The 23,670-nt window shown below is 41.6% G+C and carries 19 protein-coding genes and 1 pseudogene; all 20 read right to left on the bottom strand.

The window, feature by feature from the left end; translation table 11 throughout:
• Positions 1-54 precede the first annotated feature (54 nt).
• The 20 genes and pseudogenes from BDD30_RS04545 to BDD30_RS04635 all read right to left on the bottom strand — a co-directional run bounded on the left by BDD30_RS04545 (position 55) and on the right by BDD30_RS04635 (position 23,653).
• Positions 55-465, bottom strand: coding sequence for a tetratricopeptide repeat protein (locus BDD30_RS04545; protein WP_041381688.1), 411 nt, complete (start codon positions 463-465; stop codon positions 55-57).
• 74 nt (positions 466-539) lie between these two features.
• The gene (gene rlmN / locus BDD30_RS04550; RefSeq protein ID WP_015833528.1) at positions 540-1,718 is read right to left on the bottom strand and encodes a dual-specificity RNA methyltransferase RlmN; all 1,179 of its coding nucleotides are present in this window, start codon (positions 1,716-1,718) and stop codon (positions 540-542) included.
• A gap of 183 nt (positions 1,719-1,901) precedes the next feature.
• The gene (ndk, locus tag BDD30_RS04555) at positions 1,902-2,327 is read right to left on the bottom strand and encodes a nucleoside-diphosphate kinase (RefSeq protein ID WP_036774737.1); all 426 of its coding nucleotides are present in this window, start codon (positions 2,325-2,327) and stop codon (positions 1,902-1,904) included.
• 224 nt (positions 2,328-2,551) lie between these two features.
• Positions 2,552-4,870, bottom strand: coding sequence for a peptidoglycan glycosyltransferase PbpC (gene pbpC, locus BDD30_RS04560; RefSeq protein ID WP_015833526.1), 2,319 nt, complete (start codon positions 4,868-4,870; stop codon positions 2,552-2,554).
• Between the two features lie 54 nt (positions 4,871-4,924).
• Complete coding sequence (locus BDD30_RS04565) at positions 4,925-9,961, bottom strand: alpha-2-macroglobulin family protein (protein WP_015833525.1); 5,037 nt, start codon at positions 9,959-9,961, stop codon at positions 4,925-4,927.
• Positions 9,962-11,011: 1,050 nt separating this feature from the next.
• On the bottom strand, positions 11,012-11,812 hold the full coding sequence (locus BDD30_RS04575; RefSeq protein WP_015833523.1) for an MBL fold metallo-hydrolase: 801 nt from the start codon (positions 11,810-11,812) through the stop codon (positions 11,012-11,014).
• 862 nt (positions 11,813-12,674) lie between these two features.
• On the bottom strand, positions 12,675-13,301 hold the full coding sequence (locus tag BDD30_RS04580; protein WP_015833520.1) for a LysE family translocator: 627 nt from the start codon (positions 13,299-13,301) through the stop codon (positions 12,675-12,677).
• A 1-nt stretch (position 13,302) separates the two neighbouring features.
• Positions 13,303-13,476 (bottom strand): hypothetical protein, encoded by a 174-nt coding sequence (locus BDD30_RS23450; protein ID WP_015833519.1) that lies wholly within the window; start codon positions 13,474-13,476, stop codon positions 13,303-13,305.
• Positions 13,477-13,559: 83 nt separating this feature from the next.
• Positions 13,560-13,730: a hypothetical protein gene (locus BDD30_RS23455; protein WP_158307055.1), complete on the bottom strand. Its 171-nt coding sequence runs from the start codon at positions 13,728-13,730 to the stop codon at positions 13,560-13,562.
• Positions 13,708-14,988 (bottom strand): FAD/NAD(P)-binding protein, encoded by a 1,281-nt coding sequence (locus tag BDD30_RS04585; protein ID WP_015833518.1) that lies wholly within the window; start codon positions 14,986-14,988, stop codon positions 13,708-13,710. Before BDD30_RS04585 ends, BDD30_RS23455 begins: the two co-directional genes overlap by 23 nt.
• A 17-nt stretch (positions 14,989-15,005) precedes the next feature.
• Complete coding sequence (locus tag BDD30_RS04590) at positions 15,006-15,917, bottom strand: PLP-dependent cysteine synthase family protein (RefSeq protein ID WP_015833517.1); 912 nt, start codon at positions 15,915-15,917, stop codon at positions 15,006-15,008.
• 766 nt (positions 15,918-16,683) lie between these two features.
• A pseudogene (locus BDD30_RS04595) lies at positions 16,684-17,076 on the bottom strand (enhanced serine sensitivity protein SseB C-terminal domain-containing protein); the annotation flags it as partial.
• 64 nt (positions 17,077-17,140) lie between these two features.
• Positions 17,141-18,436: an aminopeptidase PepB gene (pepB, locus tag BDD30_RS04600; RefSeq protein ID WP_015833514.1), complete on the bottom strand. Its 1,296-nt coding sequence runs from the start codon at positions 18,434-18,436 to the stop codon at positions 17,141-17,143.
• A gap of 183 nt (positions 18,437-18,619) precedes the next feature.
• Positions 18,620-18,820: a Fe-S cluster assembly protein IscX gene (gene iscX, locus BDD30_RS04605; RefSeq protein ID WP_015833513.1), complete on the bottom strand. Its 201-nt coding sequence runs from the start codon at positions 18,818-18,820 to the stop codon at positions 18,620-18,622.
• 18 nt (positions 18,821-18,838) lie between these two features.
• A complete protein-coding gene (gene fdx / locus BDD30_RS04610; protein WP_015833512.1) occupies positions 18,839-19,174 on the bottom strand; it encodes an ISC system 2Fe-2S type ferredoxin in 336 nt (111 codons plus the stop codon).
• A 2-nt stretch (positions 19,175-19,176) separates the two neighbouring features.
• Positions 19,177-21,027 carry a Fe-S protein assembly chaperone HscA gene (gene hscA, locus BDD30_RS04615; RefSeq protein WP_015833511.1) on the bottom strand — a complete coding sequence of 617 codons (1,851 nt, stop codon included), beginning with the start codon at positions 21,025-21,027 and terminating at the stop codon, positions 19,177-19,179.
• 11 nt (positions 21,028-21,038) lie between these two features.
• Positions 21,039-21,560, bottom strand: a complete 522-nt coding sequence (gene hscB, locus BDD30_RS04620) for a co-chaperone HscB (RefSeq protein WP_015833510.1) — start codon at positions 21,558-21,560, stop codon at positions 21,039-21,041.
• A 39-nt stretch (positions 21,561-21,599) separates the two neighbouring features.
• Positions 21,600-21,923, bottom strand: coding sequence for an iron-sulfur cluster assembly protein IscA (gene iscA / locus BDD30_RS04625; RefSeq protein WP_015833509.1), 324 nt, complete (start codon positions 21,921-21,923; stop codon positions 21,600-21,602).
• A gap of 103 nt (positions 21,924-22,026) precedes the next feature.
• A complete protein-coding gene (gene iscU / locus BDD30_RS04630) occupies positions 22,027-22,413 on the bottom strand; it encodes a Fe-S cluster assembly scaffold IscU (protein ID WP_015833508.1) in 387 nt (128 codons plus the stop codon).
• Between the two features lie 25 nt (positions 22,414-22,438).
• Positions 22,439-23,653 (bottom strand): IscS subfamily cysteine desulfurase, encoded by a 1,215-nt coding sequence (locus BDD30_RS04635; protein WP_015833507.1) that lies wholly within the window; start codon positions 23,651-23,653, stop codon positions 22,439-22,441.
• Positions 23,654-23,670: the final 17 nt, after the last annotated feature.

Here is a 23,670-nt window from a genome sequence, read left to right on the forward strand (position 1 = left end):
CATTATACAACAGCCTGCGCGGCGAAATAGATTTGCTATTTTACTAGCGGCAAATCATTGATAACAAATACGCCTGTCAGCATTGCTCCCGGCAAACAAAGTTTTAGCTTCTTCATATTGCCCCTGTTCACAGAGAAAAGCGCTGTAATAATGCAATACCGTATCATTTCCTGACGCATACTGCATTGCTATTTTGTAACGCTGACGAGCAGCTTCTGGCTGGCCGGAATATTGTTCATATAATGCCATACCTAATTGAGCCTGATAATGGTTAGGCTCTACCAGTAATACTTTATCAAAGTGATACCTGGCAGCCGGTAAATTACCTTCAGCCAGATAAGCCATTCCCAGTTGAATCCGCGTTTCTGCTGCCACTATTCGCGGTTTATTTCCGTTTACTGGTTGACTGGAACAACCTACCAATAATGTAGCAGCAACAACCATTCCCGATAACATCCTTATCATACTATCCCCATTGATCAAGGATTCGCAATTGTAGCAATAATTTCAGTGACTGTATTTACAGGACATACGTGAATTCAGACTGTTCTCAGCTGAATAGGTTCACCTAACTGACGTTTTTTCAATGTACGTTTTGTACGATCAATAACATCACCAGCAAGCTGACCACATGCTGCATCAATATCATCGCCACGGGTCTTACGAACAATAGTTGTAAAACCATATCCCATCAGTACCTTGGCAAAACGGTCGATACGACTGTTAGAACTACGACCATATGGCGCACCCGGAAATGGGTTCCACGGGATCAAATTGATCTTACTCGGTGTATCTTTTAAGCATTCAGCTAATTGATGTGCCTGTTCCACGCTGTCATTAATATGATCCAACATGACATATTCCACTGTCACCCGCCCTTGATTGGCATTGGACTTAGCCAAATAACGGCGTACACCAGCAAGAAATTGCTCAATATTATATTTACGATTGATAGGGACAATATCATCACGAATATCATCTGTCGGTGCATGCAAGGAAATTGCCAAAGCAACATCAATCATATCGCCAAGTTTATCCAACGCAGGCACCACACCAGATGTAGATAGCGTCACGCGACGTTTGGACAGGCCAAAACCAAAATCATCCATCATGATTTCCATGGCAGGAACCACGTTATTCAGGTTAAGCAGAGGCTCGCCCATTCCCATCATAACGACGTTAGTAATCGGACGACGCCCGCTAGATTTCAATGAGCCAATAATTTTTGCTGCGCGCCAAACCTGCCCGATAATTTCAGAAACCCGCAAATTACGGTTAAACCCTTGCTGAGCGGTAGAGCAAAATTTACATTCCAATGCACAGCCTACCTGAGAAGAGACACACAACGTCGCTCTATCATCTTCCGGGATATAAACCGTTTCAACTTGTTGATCGCCAACACTGATAGCCCATTTAATCGTGCCATCGGCTGAACGTTGTTCTTCTGCAACTTCAGGTGCACGAATCTCGGCAACCTGCTGCAATTTTGCCCGCAGTGTTTTGTTAATATCCGTCATCTGCTCAAAATCGTCATAGCAGTAGTGATATATCCACTTCATCACTTGATCAGCACGGAAAGGTTTTTCCCCCATATCAACGAAAAACTGGCGCATTTGCTTGCGATCCAGATCAAGTAAGTTAATTTTACCGCTTTTCTTTTCCTGAGTTTCAGACACGACAGAAGCAGCAACTTGTGCCACAGTATTTGGTTGGGACATTTTTTATATCGCCTCGTTGTTACACTTTCGGCTCTACGCTGATGAATTCAACGCGAAGTTTCAATTCGGGTACCACTATCAATTTAGTATAGTGACAAATAATAAACGCCCCGTTGAGTTAACAACGGGGCGCCGCATTGTACAAACTTTAATGCGATGATGCTACGGCTAACTGTAAATCAGTTAGCGGGGGCAAATTTCATCTTCAGTGAAGAAATACGCGATTTCACGGTTGGCAGATTCAACCGCATCAGAACCGTGCACCGCGTTCTCAGTAAAACTGTCCGCGTAATCAGCACGCAGAGTACCGGCCAATGCATTATCAGGATTGGTTGCACCCATCAGGTCACGGTGACGCTGTACTGCATTCTCGCCTTCCAATACCTGAACTACAATTGGACCCGAAGTCATAAATTCCACCAGACCATCAAAGAAAGGGCGACCTTTGTGTTCTGCATAGAAACCTTCAGCCTGTTCACGAGTCAGGTGCAGCATTTTGGCGGCAATGATTTTAAACCCGGCGCTTTCAAAACGGGCATAAATAGACCCGATAGCATTTTTCTTCACAGCGTTAGGCTTAATAATAGAAAAAGTACGTTCAACCGTCATGGATAACCTCTTGGCTTTTCTTTCAGCAACAGATAATTTTAATTTTTTATTCCCGATAAAAATTGATCGGTCAATACTCATCCCACAACCCTAGCAGGGATAAAAGAGGCGTTGATTATAGGGGCACGAAAGACGGTTGCCTACAGAAAACATAACAATCTATTAAATTTTCCTTAGCGAAAATTACCATTTTTTCGTACAAATCACACTTTTAACTGAATCGTTTACTTCAAGATAAAATTAACAGAATCTATCTGCCCTCCCAAATCCAAAACACTAAGCTGATATTTTCCCGGTTGGGTCAATGTCTGCACCAACGCCTGATTATTTTCTGTGGTCATAATTTGTTCTCCATTTAGAAACCACCATTGCTGACCACTTCCTCCTTGAGTCGTAATACGTAAATCAAGACTGTCAATACCGGGAAGCCGTTTCAACACATCGCCGTTATGAATACCTACAATCAACAAGGGTGCTTGATCCGGCTTCAGCGGTGGGCATTGCAGATTAACCGGTGGCAGACGTTGTGCTCGACGCTCCTCCTCCGGTAACCATGATTCGAGAGTAATCGGCCATAAAGCAATATTTTTAGGCTCAGCATTAGGACAATCGGAAGCGACACGCAACTCTTTTTTATCCACCCAAACCTGTTCATTAATGCCCGAAATCCCTTCTTGCCCAACAGCAGGCAATGTAGGAGGAACCGTATGATCAAGTATCCAACTCAAACGACGTTGACGGCAATTACTATCTCCCGGCGGCAAACTCTGCCCTCCTGGCCAACAAATTATTGCCTGACTAACACTTGCCGGGCGTGGATCAGAAGGAATCCATTTAGCACCATTATGCATATTCGCCAACAACAAGTTATTGATCTGAGTCATTATCGGAATCGCAGTAGCGTAACCGAATTGCCCTACAACCGGCGTTCCATCCGGCCTGCCAACCCAAACACCTATGGTATAACGGGCATTTAAGCCAATAGCCCAAGCATCGCGGTAGCCATAGCTGGTACCGGTTTTCCAGGCCAGTGGCACTTGTGCCGGTAAAACATCGTCAGGTTGAGGGCGCCCTTCTCCAGCCATAATCCGTCTGACTATCCATGCGGCCCCCGGAGAAAAAAGTTGTCTGTCACGCAATTTCTGCTGCGGTGTGAATCTCAGAGGAGAAACCTTCCCCTGACGGGCAAACGCGGTGTAAGCCGCCACCAGTTGATCCATCCGAGCTGCCGTTCCACCAAGAATCAATGACAAATTAGGCTCACTACCGGGCGGAAAACGTAATACGGTTCCCACATTACGCATATTGGCGGTAAACCGCTTAGCGCCATATGCTTCAAGCAGTTGTACTGCGGGTAAATTCAACGAGCGGACCAATGCCTCACTGGCACTGACCGGACCATTAAAACCACTGTCAAAATTTCCCGGACGGTAATAATCAAAGCGGCGAGGTACATCCTGTAAAAGTGATTCCCCATGAATCATCCCGTCATCCAACACCATGGCATACAAAAATGGTTTCAGGGTTGATCCTGGTGAACGCCAGGAACTTATCATATCAACATGACCAAAACGGCTGTCATCCCGGAAGTCCAGAGAACCGACATAAGCTTTCACTGCCATATCCGTGTGATCAACCACCAACACTCCGACAGAGGTTTTATCCGATAATTGGTACTTCCAATTTACGGCCATATCCTCAAGTTGGCGTTGTAATCCCACATCAATAGTTGTTTTGATGATTTCCTGACGACGGCCTTTAGCCATTCGTCTGGCAAAAAGCGGCGCAAGTTGTGGAACCTGTCGCGGTGCTAACCACAATGTCTCTTGTCGAATATCAGCCACTTTCTCAGCCGGCCAAACTTTATACTCAGCCAACCGTTGCAACACCTTACCTCGGGCAGCTTGTGCTCGTTCAGGATAACGATCTGGTCTTAAACGGCTGGGGGCCTGGGGCAAAACCGCCAATAAAACCGCTTCTCCCGAAGAGAGCTCAGATGGCGGCTTTCCCAGATAAGCCCAACTCGCAGCGCCAATTCCCTGCAATGTGCCACCGAACGGGGCACGATTCAGATACATTTCAAGAATATCATTTTTAGAGTAGTGCCATTCAAGCTGTAATGTACGTCCGATCTGTTTCAACTTCCCGCTCAAGGTACGTGAATGCGGATCAATCAACCGGGCAACCTGCATTGACAACGTACTCCCCCCCGACAAAATTTTACCGGCTCGTATATCTTGCCAGGCAGCCCTGACAAGAGAAATCGGGTTAATTCCTGGATGCTGATAGAACCAGCGATCTTCATAAGTCAATAGTGCTTGAATATATTCCGGCGACACCTGATCCAATGTTACCGGATAGCGCCAAACCCCTTCATCATCAGCAAAACGCCAAAGTGGAGTACCATCCTCACTCACGACAATTCGCGCCATTTTGGCCTCACGCAATGGCAGAGGCCAGATTTTATCTGCCAGCCATAAACCTGCCAGAATCAGAAGCAACAACAGCACAATCAGCCAAATAAGGTGATATGTTTTTTTCATCGATGAGATACCTGACAAGAAATCAGCCCTTACGCCTAAGCGTAAGGGCTGAGTTTAGCGGACAACTTCCAGTGTTTCAGGCGTAGATCCCACTGCTCTCCAGTAAGGGACATACATAGATTCGACCTGAGGTGCCGGAATCGTGTAGACACCCGGTGTCACTGCACGAGCCAGATATAGCAACGTCACTGGCTGATATGGTTCAACTGCGACTGCTGCCACATACCGATCATCACGATATTCAGTATGACGGATAGTCGCCTGTTGCATATCACCAATCAATTCCTGGAGATTAGCCGCACTATCGCTCAAACTAGCACTGCTATTAGCCAGATTCTGGTTTTCCACTTCTAAACCGGCAGGCAGCAAATCAACAACCAAAGCATCCGGTACTGATTTATCTGAGTTGACCACCAGCTTCACCACCACCATTTCACCACTTCTCAGACGATCAATAGAAACCGAATTACCGTTTAGATCCAGATAACTACGCTGGATATTCAACACATTAGAGTAGGGTTTCGGTGAATGCTGTGGATAACCGACGACATTCAAACGAGAATAGAGCGTGCTGTTACCACGGTTGCTGATATTAACACCTTGCAAGATCTGCTCTGCATTCATCATCTGATTCCATGATCTGCTGCTGCTCAACGGTGGCACTTGCTGATTAACCACCGCTTCCCATGGTTGCTCCGAAGTATTTATAAAGAAACGCCCTGCCAGATAGAGCGAATTACTCTCCTGAGTTGAAAAATAGTTACGGGATGTCAACTCATCAGACAGTTCCAGCAATTTCTCATCACGATCTTTTGGCAACATATTATTTTCAGTCAACAGAGCGACAATCAAAGCATTGTCACGGATAGCACTACCGTAATCCCCCAACCCGAAATCATCATTACGGTTTTTATTGATTCCCAAGCGAACCGCCTCATCCGCTCTGGTGTTATCACCCATCAGTTTCAGTGCAACTCCCAATTGTACTAATGACAAGCCATTTCCTGCCTGATTACGACGTTCATAAACTTGTCTTAGGGCACCTAATGGGGCTTTCTGCTGACTGGCAAGCACCAAACCAGCATAAGCCTGAGCTGAGAACCGCATGGCTTCTTGATTCTGGCTGTAGCGATAGTTAATGACATTCTTATCCTGTAAATAACGCAACAGACGGTTATTGGCAGAATTGAGTACATCAATCGGTACGCTATAGCCTCTCTGACTTGCACGGAACAGAAAATCTGTAGCATAAGCCGTCAACCAATATTCTTCATCACCGGCCTTATCCCACAAGGCAAATCCACCGTCGTGGCGCTGCATACTTAACAAATGGATAATACCCTCATCAATACTCGCCCGACGTTGGTTGTCACTTTCCGTTTTGATACCCAGTTTTTTCAACTCTGCTTCATTTGAATAAAGCGATGGATAAAGTCCGCTGATAGTCTGCTCCAAGCAACCGTACGGGTAGGCGTACAGTTCACGAATATAACGTGAAATCTGTAACGGCGGACGGCTGGTCAGTAACAACTGTCCTTCGAGCGTTTCTGGTGCTAAACCCGATATTGCATCTAACGGCAACTGCCAATTTTCCCCCTGATGGATAACATCAGCAAACAGCATAGTTTCTGCTGGCTGCGCCGGACGCACACCAATCTTCCAACTATTTTTATACTGTTTCAGATCTTCACCCGGCAGATTAAGACCATCAGCTGTCAGGAAAATTTCCCCCTGACCAAAACCCCGATCCGCTGTAACAGGAATCTCAACTGTCACACGTTTACCTTTCTCCAGGGTTATTTCCTTATTGGCAGCGCCTTCTAATTTAATCAGACCATCAGTAGTAAAATTTAAAGTCAGATTTTGCGTCTGTTCAGTCAAGTTAGTCAGATCCAACGCTAGCAATGAATGATCACCACCGGCCATAAAGCGCGGTAATGCCATCTGTGCAATCACCGGTGCAGCAATGGTAATTTTGCTTTCAGCGTTGCCGAACTCATCCTCACTCCACGCCTGAGCCATCAACCTCAATTCACCATTGAAATCAGGAATTGGCAAAACGATCTCACCTTCTCCTTTTTCATTCAACGTTACAGGCTGTGCCTGTTCAGCGATAATATTGACTTCAGTCAGTGGTTTTCTGCCACCACGATCAAGCGCATCCTCATCACCATCACCATCACCACCAAAGCGCAAATTTGCCAGGCGACCTTCACCTTCAATCAACTGACCATACACATCATATTGGTCAACGCTGTAACGTTTACGACCAAAAAAGGCATCATAAGGATCGGGGGTTTTAAAATTAGTAATATTCAGTACGCCAGTATCAACCGCTGAAAGCAACACATTAACCTGTTTAGGCAATGACTGCCCTGGCTGTGGTATCGCTTTTACCTTAACTGTCAAGTTCTGATTCGGGCGCATTTTTTCTGGCGCAGATAACGTTAGATTTAATTTACGGTTCTCATCTGCCAACGGCAGATGTAATACGCCAATAGCACGCTTTGGTGTCGCCTGACGGGATTTATCACCCGGACGTACAACTACTGCTGTCAGATAGAGGTCATGACGACGCCACTCTTTATTGATCGGCACTTCCACATCCAGACCTTGTTCCGGCACATTAATTTCCTGCCACCAGAGCGGACCTTCGCTGGATTCCACCAACAGATAACCTTTACCTGCCTGTGGTGCAACCATATGCAATTTTACTTTCTCGCCCACCTGATAAGCCGGTTTATCCAGTGATAGTTTTACCTGATCAGGGCGAACGGCACCTGTACCACCGGTATTATCTTGCCATGAATAACCTGCCCAGAAATTAAGGCTGGTAACCAGTTGATTTTGTGGATTGACAACCTCAATACGGTACGAACCCCAATCAACTGGGAAACTGACCTTTGCCGTACCATCCTGAGCAATCTGGATATGCTCATCTGCCATCACCAAATCTTTCTGATCATAACCTGATTGCCAACCCTCTCCATCCGACCAACGCCAATAATAATCACGACGTTCATAAACCAGACGAGCCGTTAGATCTTTCGCCGCATATTTTTCACCATTAGCATCTGCATAAACTAGCTCAAATTCAGCTAATGAATTTTCATCCACGTTATAACGGCTTTGGTCGCGGCCAGTGCGATAGTTATAGACTTGTTTCTGACCAAACAATGGACGGATACCAACCAATTTTTCTGCCGGCCACACAGCTTGATCAACCCGACGTGTAACCGGGCGACCACCAGATTCGAGTAGGCTTGCCTGTACAATCACTTTTACTGGTGAAGTAACTGAACGCCAGTTTTCCGCATCAACATTCAGTGCAGTTTCACCATCACTATCCAACGTCAGATCAAACTCATCTAATGTGCGACTAAGATTTTCTTCATTGATAGCACCAAATTCATAGCCAGGTAGCTTTGCTACCGCATCACGGTCCGGACGCAGAAATAATTGTCCTTGCAAGCGATTATTCGCAGCAGGTGCACCGTACAAGTAACGGCCTTTGATGGCAAAATCCACATTGTGGTTGTTCATCACCGGCTGAGACTCACTGCTAATTTCCAGTGCCATACGCTCTGGCATAAAATCTTCTACATTAAACTTGTAGTAGCGAAGCTTGTTATCACCCAAATCAAAACGTAACGACCAAAGGCCGGTAGCTGCTGATTGAGGAATAGTGTAGTGATACTGATACAACCCATTTTCAGGTTGCCAGACAAAACTACGGGCTACCTGACCATCTGTTTTCAGCACATCGACTTTGACTGGCTGGCTTTTAATTGCATGGCCATCACCATCACGCAACAAACCATTGACAATCAAAGTTTCACCGGGACGATAAAGATCACGAGGCCCAAAGACAAAAAACTGTTTGCTGTACCCTTGTGGACCTGCGATATCAAATTCAGACAGATCCAACGCGGGTGACACCAAATCGATCATACTGGTTTGCCCATCACGAGTGGCAAGCAGCAATTTAGCTTTCGCACTCTTCTCCAAATTTGCGTGTCCATTACCATCTGTCATTGTCTTTGACAATAACTGTCCTTTATCATCCAACAGGCGTATTTCTACGCCTTTCAAACTTCTGCCTTGCTCCAGAGATTGGGTAAATACATCCATCTGATCCAGATAGCTATGCACAGAAACCCCAACGTCGCTTAACGTAAACATGGTTGCCGGATTGGTATCGGTGTATTTACCCGCCTGTTGCATAACCGCCATATAAACACCATCTTGCTGCAACGCTTTGATGTTATTTAATGGCAATAGCAATTTTTCGCGGGTATTCAGAGTTGGATTGAGATCGAAGCGACCGGTATAAACCAATTCCGCATCTTTAAGAATATCGTCAGATTCCCAAACACTTAGGCTATTGCGATATTGCCACTGGGCAATAAAAGAAGGTAATGCCGTATCTTTGATCCTGAAAAAATTAACATCAACGTGATTAACATTAAGTGCCAGCACCGGCAAACCTTCTGCGACTTTACTGGGTAGCAGAGATCCCTTGCTGGCAAAACCGACAGAGGGAGAAATAGTTGTGGTTGTTAGGGTTTTCTCATAAGCCGCTTCAAGCTGACGCTCATTGATACCTTTAACCCCTTTATCTACGACCAATTGCAACTTACGGGACGGAGGCAGATGACGCAGACGAAGTTCCATCATGTTATCTGACAGTTCCCAAGCACCATCAAGTTTGCCTTCTTTTACATCCACCAAATGGACATTCTGGGCAAAATTTTGATTTGGATCTAACGGAACAGAAAATGTCACCACCATTGCGCTGGCGCCATCAAGCTGAAGCTCAGAAGCATCTAAAATTGTCACCTCTTTACCCGCATAGCGTTTTGCCAATTCAGCCAATGATGCCGCATCTTTCTGTTTTACTAATTTGGGTGGAATATTTGATTGAGGAGATGCTTTCTCGCTTTGAATTTCTGAGGACTGTGATTGCGCGGCTTTATTATTACCAGAACTGTCAGACTGGTCACAACCAGAAAGCATCAGCAAAGAAGCCAAAATCACCGCAAAATAACGCCTTTTTCTTTCTGGCTGCTGCCAGAATTGACCTTGATTCATGACCGTAACCCCTGTCTTATCCCAACCAATCGGTGATAGGATTTAATGAATAACTTTATCTTTATATAGCCTTCATCTTTCAAATTGCTGCTTTCACTTACCCCGGTCACAGAGTTATCTATGCTCCCGGGGATTCGCTCTCTTGCCGTCGCGATGCATCTTGAAATCTATTGGGTATATACCCTTCATCCTTCAAGTTGCTGCTTTGTTGGCTGCTTTCTCTCACCCCAGTCACAGAGTTATCTATGCTCCTGGGGATTCGTTCACTTGCCGCCGCGCTGCAACTCGAAATCTATTGGGTATAAATCAACACATTAATTTAACGCAAACAGATTAAGTAATATATGCACTACTTGAATATAGACAATATACAAATATTAAGTTTATATAATAACCTTTTTTTTACAAATTAAATATCGCATAATGCGATAAATAAGTTTGAATTTATAGCTATAATCTATGATTAAGAACTCTATATATTTTATAAATGAATAGGCTTTCATTCCCATGAACTGGCGTAAATAACCTTTATTAAATTATATTTTCCTATAACTTACGAAAAACAAGAAAATATTAAACAAAATATTAACAGGAGTTAGATAATAAATGAATGATAATTACCACGCAGTTATTGAAAGCAAATAAGCAAATAAGCAAATAAGCAAATAAGCAAATAAAGATAGTAGATATAATCAATAATAACCTAAATTAACAAAATTATAAAGTTAATATCCAACACAGAAAATATTAATATTCAGTATAATATATAGGTGCATCATGCCACTTTATGACTAAAAGTGGCAATGATCACTTATACAAAGCCTTTGTTTTTTTAGTCGTTTTTTAGAAAATGCCGACAAAGCCCTCTATGAGAGAAAATACAATAGTAAATATCAATAAAATCAGTAATAGAAATATTCACTAATCGTTATTTATAGACCAAATGATTTAGGAAGACAAAAACGCCAATTCTTAACATTGGGGAAAATTGAGTAGTAACCCAATGAAAATCCGTATGAAAATTTGCGTTCTGCATAAATCGCATCGCCATTATCCGACCAATACCACTTGTCCTGTTTTCAATCCTTTAGCATTTGGCAACCAAAGCCTTCCCCAACTACCCGTACAATGACATCCATAGACTTCTTTGATATTTTCTTTTATGAAAAACTCTCTAATCTTCAATAACTCTGTCGGTAATGCTCTCCTCAAATGGAACCCGCCTATTACTGCGAATACTTTATCCACACCTGTAATCATTTTAGCGTGGTTAATTATTTCACAAATACCAGAATGACCACAACCAACAATAATAACCAGCCCGTGATCACTTTTCCAAATTAAAGCACTATCATCAAATATATAGTCATTAGCCCAGGAACTTTTTTTTACTAAACCATAGGATTTTCGATGATTATTTGCGATTTCTCCTGAAAAAACAAATCGCTCACTTATCTTCATATGAGATTTTGTCAAACGAAAAAAAACTTTCTTCTTGATTCTTTTATTAATTTTACCCGACATTTTCTTAAATTTTAAAACACTGCTTTTGAACTTAACTCCATAATATCTCTCATTTAATGCATCAGGATGACATATTAATTTAGCATTATGAGGGAAATAGTTAACACCACCGATATGGTCAGAATGACCATGAGAGATAACAATCTTAGATATATCATCAATAGATATTCCCATCCTGTTCGCATTCTCGATATAGCTGTCATCCGGACCGGTGTCAAAAATTATCTTCTCCTCTCCATCCTCAAGTAAAAGGCTTAACCCAGGCTTAGCTATCAAATATGAATCAGATGTTTTATTTTCCAAGAGTACAGTTATTTTTAATGACATGGTATATCCATTAATTTTGTTGAAGTAATGATTCTATAAAACGATACGGGTAACAATAGCATTGATGTACATCAATAAAACAATGAAAAGCATTTATATAGTCATATTATTATAAGCAGATCACAAATTATCACTTATTTTCTACACGTTAATTTTTCAACATAAAATGACTATCTCTCCATTATATTTATCGCCTTGTAATATTAACACACAATTATTATCCCTTACTGTACGACATATATTTACAGATAAAAATAACCATAACATTAAAAAAATAAAACTCAGAGAATAATCATGGGGATAATTTAACAGAATAAAACCAAACACAATATCCCAATATCTGGTGTTATTGTACAATCATTAGTTTTAAATCAAATCATTAATTAATACAACCATGCTCATTTCATCGGTATTATAGGAATATTTGCCAACATGCAATAATAAGTACTTATTATGAAAAATGGATTTCAAATAGAATAATTTTAATTCTTATCAAATTAAACAATCCTCCAGAATTATCATTATAATTTACGCACCACAAAACAACTTGTCTACTGACGGTAGCGGGCAAAACACATATTGTCCGCTACCGTCCGGCACTATAACAAATCCCCCGAAATCAAATCAAAAATTTCACCTCTAAATTGATTTTTTTCACCCTATCCCCTTTATTCATCAGTATCACAGCTGTGATTTAAATTCAGATCTAGCTTACCTATATACCCAATAAATTTCGAGTTGCAGCGCGGCGGCAAGTGAACGAATCCCCAGGAGCATAGATAACTATGTGACTGGGGTGAGTGAAAGCAGCCAACAAAGCAACAACTTGAAGGATGAAGGGTATATCATTAATTATCAAAACTTATATTAACTGCACCGCAGAATAATAGATTTTCATAGCCATAAAAAATATAATCAGCGAAGACAGTTTATTAACTAAGTGAATTTTAATCAGTAAATAATCACGAATTTTTTGATAATTTATAATCATGACTATCCCTCCGTACCATAAGAAACTGATTATGAAAGCCATTGAGATCATAATCACGGAAATACTTATATTGATATCCTGTGGTATGCTAACTGATACCGCGCTACTAATGAGCAAAATTGCTTTAGGATTATATAGTTGTAATATAAACCCAGACTTAAAGGTGCAGTCTCGCTTATCAGATAATGTGTTCAACTCAATATCATTCATTGGTTTTATTCGGAATAATCGATAAGCTAAATAAAGCAGGTATGTTCCTCCTAATATATAGAGAGTAGAAAGTATTACTGGTTCTTTCAAAACGAAAGTGAACCCACCTAACGCCAAGGTTGTGAATAATGAATTGGCCGTTGCAATACCGACCACACTCATCATTGCCACAGATTTTGGATAGGTAACCGCATTTTTCATCGTAACCAAGAAACCCGGTCCAGGGCTAGCAATACCTACCAATAAGATAGTGCAGAAACTAATAATAAATCCTTGTTCACTACTCATGTTACCCCACTAAATATTTAACATCTTTTTCATCATCGGCACAGAAACTAATATGAGACAGCTGCTCCAATGCTGTTTTTTTTCTAAAACAAAATGAAATTTTATTAATAGATTGACTAATATCGACGAAACCTCCTACACTATAGAACTTACCACCGAGACGGGACACATTCACATTGCTATCCTTATCAATTTCACCGATACCCAGTACAGCATGATCAATGAACTATTGTTATCTGGTATTTTTACCTATGGTGGTCAACAAGCACCAATGAATCCAAAGTTTTCATTGTATCGACCATTCCAGCTCGCATTACAAATTAAATTAATTAAATATTCAGGAGACATTGCGCTACCAAAAGAGACAATATCAATGGTTGAAACGCCTTTTAAGAGCTTTTTAAATCTAGCAATATCTGACAAGTTCATGGGTCTGTCCTTCTTTTGAGATAATCAAAGCATCAACTATCAGTTTTGCATCTCTGACGGTAAGCGAAGTTGCTTCTGTGAAGAAACGTGATCCATTTGTCATTGGACCAAGTACATAGATGTTTCTTTTATCATTGACTTTGCAATTTCTATCAACGTCAACTCCACTAATAAAATGCATCGGTAAGCAACTCATTTGAATAATTTCCAAATCCATTACTGGATTGAATGCTAAAATTGAATTTTTATTAACCGTGGTAGGATTATAACGTCGAGATGAAATAGACAGTTGTCCATCATCAATTAATGTCGCTAGTTTACGCGCATTTACTAATGGAAACATCGCTCTGGTTTCAATAAACTGATGTCTAATATTATGCAAAAGAACTTGATCATCCCGGCTCAATTTTTGGTAGAAATCAAGATAATTCATTGTTCCATTATATAACTTTTCTTGCCAAACAGGTGTATAAGCTGAACAATATTCGACTTCATCTTTTAACGCACAAAGAGGATTAAACAATATATCTTTCTCAATATCTTTCGTGACCAAAGATTTGAACCGCTGTATTATACTCTTAAAGGAAGGAATAATTGGATTATAGTCATCGAAAATCGATGCGCCCCCCGCTTTAAATTTCCCCCTCACTCTGGGAAACCGGCCTGATAGTGAATAACATTGCATCTTCAGATCTGGCCTGTATGTAGAAATATAAAGTAAAATGTCAATAGACGTCAGACCTGAACCGTATACATCAATTGTTCCACCGTATGGTAAACTTGCTATTCTATCAAATAAATGTTCATTTAGAATATCCTTTCCAAAACCGATACTTAGCACACTCGCATCAATTTTAAAACAGGTTCCATTGCATATGATATTACCCTCTTCATCTACATAATCTGCTTTTCCGTAAGTATGTACAACAATGCCTATTTTCTTTAATTGATCGATTAAGTTAGATTTCACATCTTGTAGATAATTACCATAAACCCGCCTCGGCAGATAATCGTCATCACAATAATCGTATTTCTTAGCAATCAACCAATCAGTTATACCTATTACGTCATTAAATTGGGTGAGAGAATCTAATCGAGTATTCATTATGAAAACTTCTGGAACATCTTTATATGCAAATCCGACTTGGTTATGATCTTTTGAAAATATTAAAATGGAACTAAGCGGATATTTATATTGTAATAAATGTTTAAGTATCGAAATACAACCCGCCCCACTACCTATAATTCCTATATTCATAATTATAATAACTCCATTCAGATCCCTACCGAAAGGTATCTTTCTGTTTGACTAGCCGCTATTGTTAGTATTTTTTTGCCTTTATTTACTTCCCTACTTGCCAATTCAATCGCACAATGCAAAGAAGCACCAGACGAAATACCGATTAATAATCCTTCACTTTCTATAATCTTTCTGGTAGTTTGGAAAGCTGAGTTTTCATCAATAATATATACTTCATCAATAATATGCCGGTCCACCGTATTCGCGATTATTCCAGGGCCAATTCCCAATATTCCATGGTTAGAGTTGATCTCATCTAAAGGAGTCATCTGGCTTAAAACAGCAGCACTTTTAGGTTCAATCGCAACAATATATGTATCCGATCGATATTTTTTAAGCGTATTCCCTATACCATTACAATGCCCACCAGTCCCAATACCTGCGATAAATATATCTGGAGTGCCATTAAAAAAATTAATAATTTCATTGCCAGTTTGATAATGTGCTTGAGGATTATTAATATTATTCCCTTGGTCAACAAGAAAATAGTTGGCCTTTTTTGAGAGCATTTGTGCTTTTTTTACTGCTCCAGCATAGTTTTCACCACTTGGCGTAAGGATAATTTTTGCTCCTAATAGAGTTAATAACTTTTTACGCTCTTCAGAAACATATTCTGGCATTACAATAATAAGCTTTAGTCCCATAGATGCACATATCCCGGCAAGAGAGATACCCGTATTACCCGTTGTCGCCTCAATAATCGTAGTTTGTGAATCTATCTGCCCATTTTTTATAGCTGATTCAAGCATTGACTTAGCTGCTCTATCTTTAATAGAACCCCAAGGATTAAGAAACTCTAATTTCACATAAATATCTGCATACAAATCTTTTGAGATCTTTTCCAACTTTATAATGGGTGTATTTCCAACTACATCATGTAATAACATTTAATTTCTCCCCCTTTAGATCTAACTTATATAGATTACTAAAACGTACACTTTAGAATAACAAACCACCTATCTCATTGATATTCACTAAAAACAATTTAAACAAATGATATAATCGCATACTTTTAAAAGGTGGAATTATATAGTTTTAATCCGTATCTATTAGTTAGTGTAACTTATGTGTTATTCGCCGCCCCTTCAAATAAATAAAATCTATATCACTTAATGTATAACAAAAATTAAATAATTCTCTAAGAAAAAATTAACAAAAACATTAATAAGATCACAAAAAATCAAGCACCACACGATTTCACATATGAAAATAAATAATTAAACCGTGCTTTATGCATGCGTATGAACTGATTATTTTGTTGTATCTATTAGTGTTAAAATAACACTTATAAGATAATTATTATAAAAAACTTATTTTTCAAAAAAAATACAACAAGAATAAGTAAGTTATCATTCAAAAAGGAAGTGTTTTTTTGACTGACAGTGTTGTTACGGTAATAGGAAAGAATGAAAATCAATATATACGATTAAAACCTGTCCCAACCTTGTGAACTGCCCCAGCAGGTTAGGCAGTTCAGAGCACACGGTCATCAAGGTCCAAGCTCTTTAACTTCTCTGAACTCAAACCTTTTAATTTCTGCTTGATTAAGTGATTATTGTCGTAATAGATACACTGTTCCAACTCTACCGACAAATATTCAATACACTCAAATTTCTTTAAGTAATACAACTAACCACACTATTATCTAAATAGTCACTTGTTCATTACCGGAATACTCCCGCGTAACCAACTGCCTAATTTACGCTGGTAAAATGGTTGCGTATGCTGAATCAAATAATGGCTGATACCACGCTCCTTTTCATCAACCAGGCAGAAGTCAATAGGCTCTTCTTCAGATGTGTATTCGCAAGCAATACCGCCAGCTTCTTGAATTAGCTGTTCAATCTCATCCTCCGTGCCATTCATTTCCAACCCAATTAATAAATTGGGTTTCTCATCCACATTTTTATCATGAGCTTGGATGATAAAAGCACGGCGGACCGGTTTACGCTGGCTAAATAAACTGACCAGAGCTTCTATGAGCTGTAAAGGATATTCTTCCAGCTGGCTGAGTGTTATCGCGCTGCCACTTGGAACATCAACCTCAACTGAAACCAACTCACTTAATGAACTCATAAAAATCTCCAATCAGTTTTTATATAAAATAGACTTATTTCGCTTTCGCCAACAACAGATTCGCAATCGAACGAACACCATAACCTGTTGCACCAGCGGACCAATGTTCTACAGCAGATTTACGGTAAGTTGCCGAGCAATCAATATGAATCCAACCTTTTTGGTATCCTTCCACAAAGTGGGACAAGAAAGCCGCCGCTGTGCTGGCACCAGCCGTATGTGACGGTGCCGCAACATTGTTTAGGTCAGCAAAATTTGATGGCAGTTGGCTACGATGGAATTCAGCTAACGGTAAACGCCAGAATAATTCATTCTCAGATTCAGAAGCAGCCAGCAGATCTGCCGCCAATTTATCATCAAAGCTGAATATAGAGTGATAGTCATTACCCACAGCCGTTTTCGCTGCACCTGTCAGAGTTGCTGCATCAATAATTAATTTAGCTTTCTCTTTGCTGGCATCAATTAAACCATCAGCCAAAACAAGACGACCTTCCGCATCCGTGTTCATCACTTCAACAGATTTTCCATTACGATAGCGGATAATATCACCCAATTTAAAGGCATTACCACTAACCATGTTATCCGCAATACAAAGGAATAGTTTGACACGCTGTTTCAGACCTCGACTGATTGCCAGGGCCAATGCACCTGCCAGCGTTGCCGCTCCGCCCATATCTGCTTTCATCGAATCCATAAAAGAAGATTGTTTTAGGCTGTAGCCCCCAGTATCAAATGTGATGCCTTTACCAACCAGACAGGCGAATGCAGGCGCTTGAGGGTTGTCAGTTGGATTGTAATCCAACACCAACAGAATCGGATCACGGGAAGAACCACGACCAACGGTATGAATACCCGCATAACCCTGCTCACGTAAATCTTCGCCTTTAGTAATACGATAACTTACTGCCTCATTCGCAACGCCACACATTAGGTCAATAGCACGTTTCGCCAATTGTTCTGGCCCAAGCTCTTCCGCTGACATATTGATGGTGTCACGTACCCAATCAATAATTTTAATTCTGTTTTCCAATTCTTGTTTTTCAGCCGCAGGCAATTGAGGCCATTCAATAGAGCGTTTACCTTTTGGCGCACGGAATCCCTGCCAGAATGCCCAACTTTTTTCTAAATCCCAGCCTTCGCCAACCAAAGCCACATGACGAATTCCCTGTCCGTCAATTTTACGCCCAGCACGTTGAACAGCACCCAGTTTACCTTTACCAACCAGATGAATAGTCATCCCTTGATCGCTCGAACTAATCAATGCTTTTTCACCCCAGCAAGCTGCTGCTGGTTCATAAGACAGTGTTATTGGCATGATTTGTTTAGTCATTCTTTTTTCACCTCTTATTATTACCGCTTGATGGCAGTTAAGGAGCTTATTCAAGCTTCTACCTGCATAATTCTTCGCCTGCCAGATATTAACCCGATAAAAAAACCGGCCAAAGCCAGTTTTTCATTGAAGGTCAGCCTACCTTAAAACGATGACTGATAAATAACAAATTTATGCTATTTGTTATTCAAACTCATCCAGCCAGATCAGGAGAATAGCTTCCAAAATCTTTTCATTAGATTTCTCGGGAGCATCATTAAAATCATCTAATTCACAAATCCATTGATGCATATCAGTAAAGCGAACTGTTTTTGGGTCCAGATTAGGAAACTTGTCATACAGTGCTTCTGCGATCTCACGGCTGTCAGACCATTTCAGACTCATTGATATTTCTCCTGCCAATCAGTGCTCACGAGCATGGTTAATAGTGTATTTTGGAATTTCTATTACCAAATCTTCATCAGAGACTCTGGCCTGACAACTCAGACGACTTTCCGGCTCCAGCCCCCAGGCTTTATCCAACATGTCATCTTCCAGTTCAGAACTCTCTTCCAGTGAATCGAAACCTTCACGAACGATACAATGGCAAGTTGTGCAAGCACAGGATTTTTCACAGGCATGCTCAATTTCAATTCCATTGCGCAATGCAACATCCAGAATGGATTCCCCTTCTCTAGCTTCCAGAACTGCACCATCAGGGCAAAGATCGTTATGAGGTAAAAATACTATTTTAGGCATAATTAAATCTCATCCACAGAATGGCCCGCCAATGCTCGACGAATAGATGTATCCATCCGACGCGCCGCGAATTCCTGCGTTTGCTTGTCCAGTTGTTTAATTGCGTTCTCTATAATTTGAGGATCGCTCCCCTCAACGCTTTTTATCAGTGCTTCTACAGCAGTGTTAATCGCCGTCCGTTCTTGTTCATTCAGTAGATCAGCATCTTTTTCTAACGCACTGGTGACACTTTCCAGTACCCGCGCCGCTTCTACTTTTTGTTCTGCCAGTTTGCGCGCATTGATATCTTCCTGAGCATTTGCCATAGAATCTTTTATCATGCGAGCTATTTCTTCATCAGATAAACCATAAGAAGGTTTCACCTGAATAGCCGCTTCCACACCGGTCGATTTTTCCAACGCGCTGACGCTCAGCAGACCATCAGCATCCACTTGAAAAGTCACTCTGATATGGGCACCACCAGCCGGTAATGGAGGAATACCACGCAATGTAAAACGTGCCAGTGAACGGCAATCGTTCACCAATTCCCTTTCCCCTTGCACCACATGAATACTCATTGCACTCTGACCGTCTTTGAAGGTCGTGAATTCCTGCGCTCTGGCTACGGGAATGGTGGTATTGCGTGGGATGACTTTTTCAACCAAGCCCCCCATGGTTTCTAATCCAAGTGAAAGCGGGATCACATCCAATAACAGCATGTCACTATCTGGTTTGTTACCCACCAAAATATCCGCCTGAATGGAAGCACCAATAGCCACAACTTTATCAGGGTCAATTGAAGTCAGTGGTTCACGGCCAAAAAACTCTCCAACCATATGACGAACCAGTGGTACACGGGTTGAACCACCCACCATAACCACCTGTAAAACTTCATCCGCAGCAACCTCTGCATCTTTCAACGCCCGGCGACTTGCCAACAAAGTACGTTTTACCAATGGGGTAATCAGTGCTTCAAATTCGGAACGGGTGATTTTCCCCTGCCAGCCAGCAATATCTATTGCTGCAACATCAGCATCACTCAAGGTAATTTTCACCTGAGTAGCAACATCCAATAGCTGGCGTTGTAGACTGTGGTCATTATGATTATTGATACCTGCCTGTTTACGAATCCAGTCAACCAGTATCAAATCGAAATCATCACCACCAAGCGCAGTGTCGCCACCGGTTGCCAGCACTTCAAATACACCACGGCTCAGTCGGAGAACAGAAACGTCAAATGTACCGCCACCTAAATCATAAACAGCAATCACACCTTCCTGACCAGAATCCAGTCCGTAAGCAATCGCGGCGGCAGTCGGTTCGTTAAGCAAGCGCAGAACATGTAATCCCGCTAAACGCGCTGCGTCTTTTGTGCCCTGACGCTGTGCATCATCAAAATAAGCAGGAACAGTGATCACAACACCATCAAGCTTACCACCCAATGTTTCTTCTGCGCGTTGTGCCAACAATTTAAGAATCTCAGAAGAAACCTGAATAGGATCAACTAAACCCATTGCCGTGTTGATTAATGGCAGCCCGTTCTCACTCGCCTGAAATTGATAAGGAAGATTGGGATAACGCTGTTGAATATCAACCAGAGAGCGCCCCATCATGCGCTTAACAGAACTGATGGTATTAGCGGGATCACGTGCAGCCTGTTGACGAGCCAACCAACCGATTTCAGTCCCATTTTCATGATAGTGAACAACCGAAGGAAGCAGGTAACGATCTTCACTGTCCATCAGGGTTTCCGCTTGCCCACTACGAACGGTTGCAACTAATGAATGCGTTGTACCTAAATCAATACCAGCAGCCAAACGATGTTGATGTGGTTCAGCTGATAAACCTGGCTCGCTGATTTGTAATAAAGCCATATCCGCTTTCCTCAAAAGTCGTCCAGTAAACGTTCTTCTAGCTGTTCAACTTGCTGTTGCAATTTATCCAGAAAACGCAATTTACGAACAGTATCGGCTGCCTGTCCCCACTGCTGTTCATTCAATTGTTGCTCCATTTGCTGACTACGGGTTTTAATCATCCCGTTCAGACGTGTAGCAAAATCCGCCAATGCGGTTTCTGCATCTGCTTTATTTTCAATAAACTCTAATTCTTCCCGCAACATAAGCTGTTCCATCAGGAAAGCATTATCATTCATAGTATGTTGCTCATTGGCTAAATCAAAACCATGTAGAGAGAGTATATATTCAGCACGTTTCAGTGGGTGTTTAAGCGTTTGATAGCCATCATTGATAGTCGCTGCCTGCTGCAACGCCAGCGTTTTTTCACGCTCTGGCTGACTAGCAAAGCGATCAGGGTGAAACTGACGCTGCAATTCCTGATAACAGTTTGTCAGTTGTTCACGGTCAATAGCATAACGAGCCGGCAGCCCGAATAGAGTAAAATAGTCCATAATCTAAACTTATTCTCTGGATTTAGCCGAAAAACGGAATTAAACGTTAAAACTTTCTCCACAACCACATTCGCTGGAAACATTTGGGTTGTTGAATTTAAAGCCTTCATTAAGGCCCTCTTTAACGAAATCCAGTTCTGTACCGTCAAGATAGACCATGCTCTTGCCATCTATGATAACTTTGACACCCTTATCTTCAAATACAGTGTCGTCTTCGTTAATTACGTCGGCAAATTCAAGCAAATATGCCATGCCTGAACAGCCTGACGTTCTAACACCAAGGCGTAAGCCAACACCTTTTCCACGGTTACTCAGGAATGACGAAACGCGTTGTGCAGCACTTTCTGTAAGGGAAATTGACATACAACAACCTCACTTTTCAAAACCAGCAAAGGCGGATACTGGATGATATAAACAGCCAGTATCCACCAAATTCATGTTCTATTTTTTTATTATCAAAGGGCAATTATTTGCCCTGGCGCTTACTTTTGTAATCCGCAATGGCTGCTTTAATTGCATCTTCTGCCAGAATAGAGCAGTGAATTTTCACTGGTGGCAGTTCTAATTCATCTGCAATTTCAGTATTTTTAATCGCTTCTGCCTGCTCCAGAGATTTGCCCTTCATCCATTCAGTGACTAAAGAGCTGGAAGCAATTGCAGAACCGCAACCATAGGTTTTGAAACGCGCATCTTCAATAATGCCTTCATTATTGACTTTGATTTGTAGTTTCATAACGTCACCACACGCCGGAGCACCGACCATGCCGCTGCCAACCGTTGGATCTTCATTATCGAAGGAACCAACGTTACGTGGGTTTTCATAGTGATCAATTACTTTTTCGCTGTAAGCCATAGTTGTTACCCCCAAAGCCGTCTAATTAGTGATGAGACCATTCGATACTGTTAAGATCTACACCTTGTTTAAACATTTCCCACAGTGGAGAAAGTTCACGCAAGCGGCCAATAGATTTGTGAATCAGTTCAATGGCGTAGTCGATCTCTTCTTCCGTGGTAAAGCGCCCTAAAGAGAAACGGATAGAACTGTGCGCTAGTTCGTCATTCATACCCAACGCACGCAATACGTAAGAAGGTTCCAAACTTGCAGAAGTACATGCAGAACCGGAAGAAACCGCCAGATCTTTTAATGACATCATCAGTGATTCACCTTCAACATAGTTGAAACTGACATTCAGAATGTGTGGCGCACCATGCTCCAAATCGCCGTTAAGGAAAACTTCTTCGATATCTTTGATACCACTCCACAAGCGTAAACGCAGACCACGCAGACGCTGAGATTCGCTTTCCATTTCCTGTTTAGCAATGCGATAGGCTTCACCCATACCGACAATTTGGTGAACAGGTAAAGTGCCAGAACGCATACCACGTTCATGACCGCCACCATGTTGCTGAGCTTCAATACGAACGCGTGGTTTACGGCGAACGTACAGCGCACCAATTCCCATTGGCCCATAAATTTTATGCGCTGAGAAAGACATCAGGTCGACTTTCAGTTTGGTTAGATCGATAGGGAGCTTACCTACGCTCTGAGTGGCATCAACATGGAAAATAATACCGCGGCTGCGACACATTTCGCCAATAGCAGCGATATCCTGTACCACACCAATTTCATTGTTAACGTGCATGATAGAGATCAAAATAGTGTCATCACGCACCGCAGCTTCCAGATCTTTTAAATCAATCAGCCCATTGCTCTGAGGCGCCAGATAAGTGACTTCAAATCCTTCACGCTCTAGCTGACGGCAAGTATCCAGAACCGCTTTATGTTCGGTTTTGCTGGTGATGATGTGCTTGCCTTTTTTCTGATAAAAATTAGCTGCACCTTTAATAGCAAGATTGTCTGATTCAGTTGCGCCAGAAGTGAAAACAATTTCACGTGGATCAGCACCCACTAAATCAGCAATCTGATTACGGGCAATATCAACCGCTTCTTCAGCCTGCCAGCCAAAACGGTGAGAACGGGAAGCCGGGTTACCAAATACCCCGTCCATGGTCAGATATTGCATCATCTTTTCAGCAACACGCGGATCAACCGGTGTCGTTGCTGAGTAGTCTAAATAAATTGGTAATTTCATTGCTCACATGCTCCCTA

Origin of the sequence: Photorhabdus asymbiotica (assembly GCF_003634575.1) — a bacterium.
GTDB classification, from domain to species: domain Bacteria; phylum Pseudomonadota; class Gammaproteobacteria; order Enterobacterales; family Enterobacteriaceae; genus Photorhabdus; species Photorhabdus asymbiotica.

Excerpts from the sequence above, each read along its gene's own strand:
- BDD30_RS04585 (WP_015833518.1), bottom strand. The coding sequence starts at position 14,988 with ATGAATATAGGAATTATAGGTAGTGGGGCGGGTTGTATTTCGATACTT.
- rlmN (WP_015833528.1), bottom strand. The coding sequence starts at position 1,718 with ATGTCCCAACCAAATACTGTGGCACAAGTTGCTGCTTCTGTCGTGTCT.
- BDD30_RS04635 (WP_015833507.1), bottom strand. The coding sequence starts at position 23,653 with ATGAAATTACCAATTTATTTAGACTACTCAGCAACGACACCGGTTGAT.
- hscB (WP_015833510.1), bottom strand. The coding sequence starts at position 21,560 with ATGGACTATTTTACTCTATTCGGGCTGCCGGCTCGTTATGCTATTGAC.
- iscA (WP_015833509.1), bottom strand. The coding sequence starts at position 21,923 with ATGTCAATTTCCCTTACAGAAAGTGCTGCACAACGCGTTTCGTCATTC.
- fdx (WP_015833512.1), bottom strand. The coding sequence starts at position 19,174 with ATGCCTAAAATAGTATTTTTACCTCATAACGATCTTTGCCCTGATGGT.
- BDD30_RS04590 (WP_015833517.1), bottom strand. The coding sequence starts at position 15,917 with ATGTTATTACATGATGTAGTTGGAAATACACCCATTATAAAGTTGGAA.
- ndk (WP_036774737.1), bottom strand. The coding sequence starts at position 2,327 with ATGACGGTTGAACGTACTTTTTCTATTATTAAGCCTAACGCTGTGAAG.
- pbpC (WP_015833526.1), bottom strand. The coding sequence starts at position 4,870 with ATGAAAAAAACATATCACCTTATTTGGCTGATTGTGCTGTTGTTGCTT.
- BDD30_RS23455 (WP_158307055.1), bottom strand. The coding sequence starts at position 13,730 with ATGAACTTGTCAGATATTGCTAGATTTAAAAAGCTCTTAAAAGGCGTT.
- BDD30_RS04575 (WP_015833523.1), bottom strand. The coding sequence starts at position 11,812 with ATGTCATTAAAAATAACTGTACTCTTGGAAAATAAAACATCTGATTCA.
- iscU (WP_015833508.1), bottom strand. The coding sequence starts at position 22,413 with ATGGCTTACAGCGAAAAAGTAATTGATCACTATGAAAACCCACGTAAC.
- BDD30_RS04565 (WP_015833525.1), bottom strand. The coding sequence starts at position 9,961 with ATGAATCAAGGTCAATTCTGGCAGCAGCCAGAAAGAAAAAGGCGTTAT.
- BDD30_RS04545 (WP_041381688.1), bottom strand. The coding sequence starts at position 465 with ATGATAAGGATGTTATCGGGAATGGTTGTTGCTGCTACATTATTGGTA.
- BDD30_RS04580 (WP_015833520.1), bottom strand. The coding sequence starts at position 13,301 with ATGAGTAGTGAACAAGGATTTATTATTAGTTTCTGCACTATCTTATTG.
- pepB (WP_015833514.1), bottom strand. The coding sequence starts at position 18,436 with ATGACTAAACAAATCATGCCAATAACACTGTCTTATGAACCAGCAGCA.
- iscX (WP_015833513.1), bottom strand. The coding sequence starts at position 18,820 with ATGAGTCTGAAATGGTCTGACAGCCGTGAGATCGCAGAAGCACTGTAT.
- hscA (WP_015833511.1), bottom strand. The coding sequence starts at position 21,027 with ATGGCTTTATTACAAATCAGCGAGCCAGGTTTATCAGCTGAACCACAT.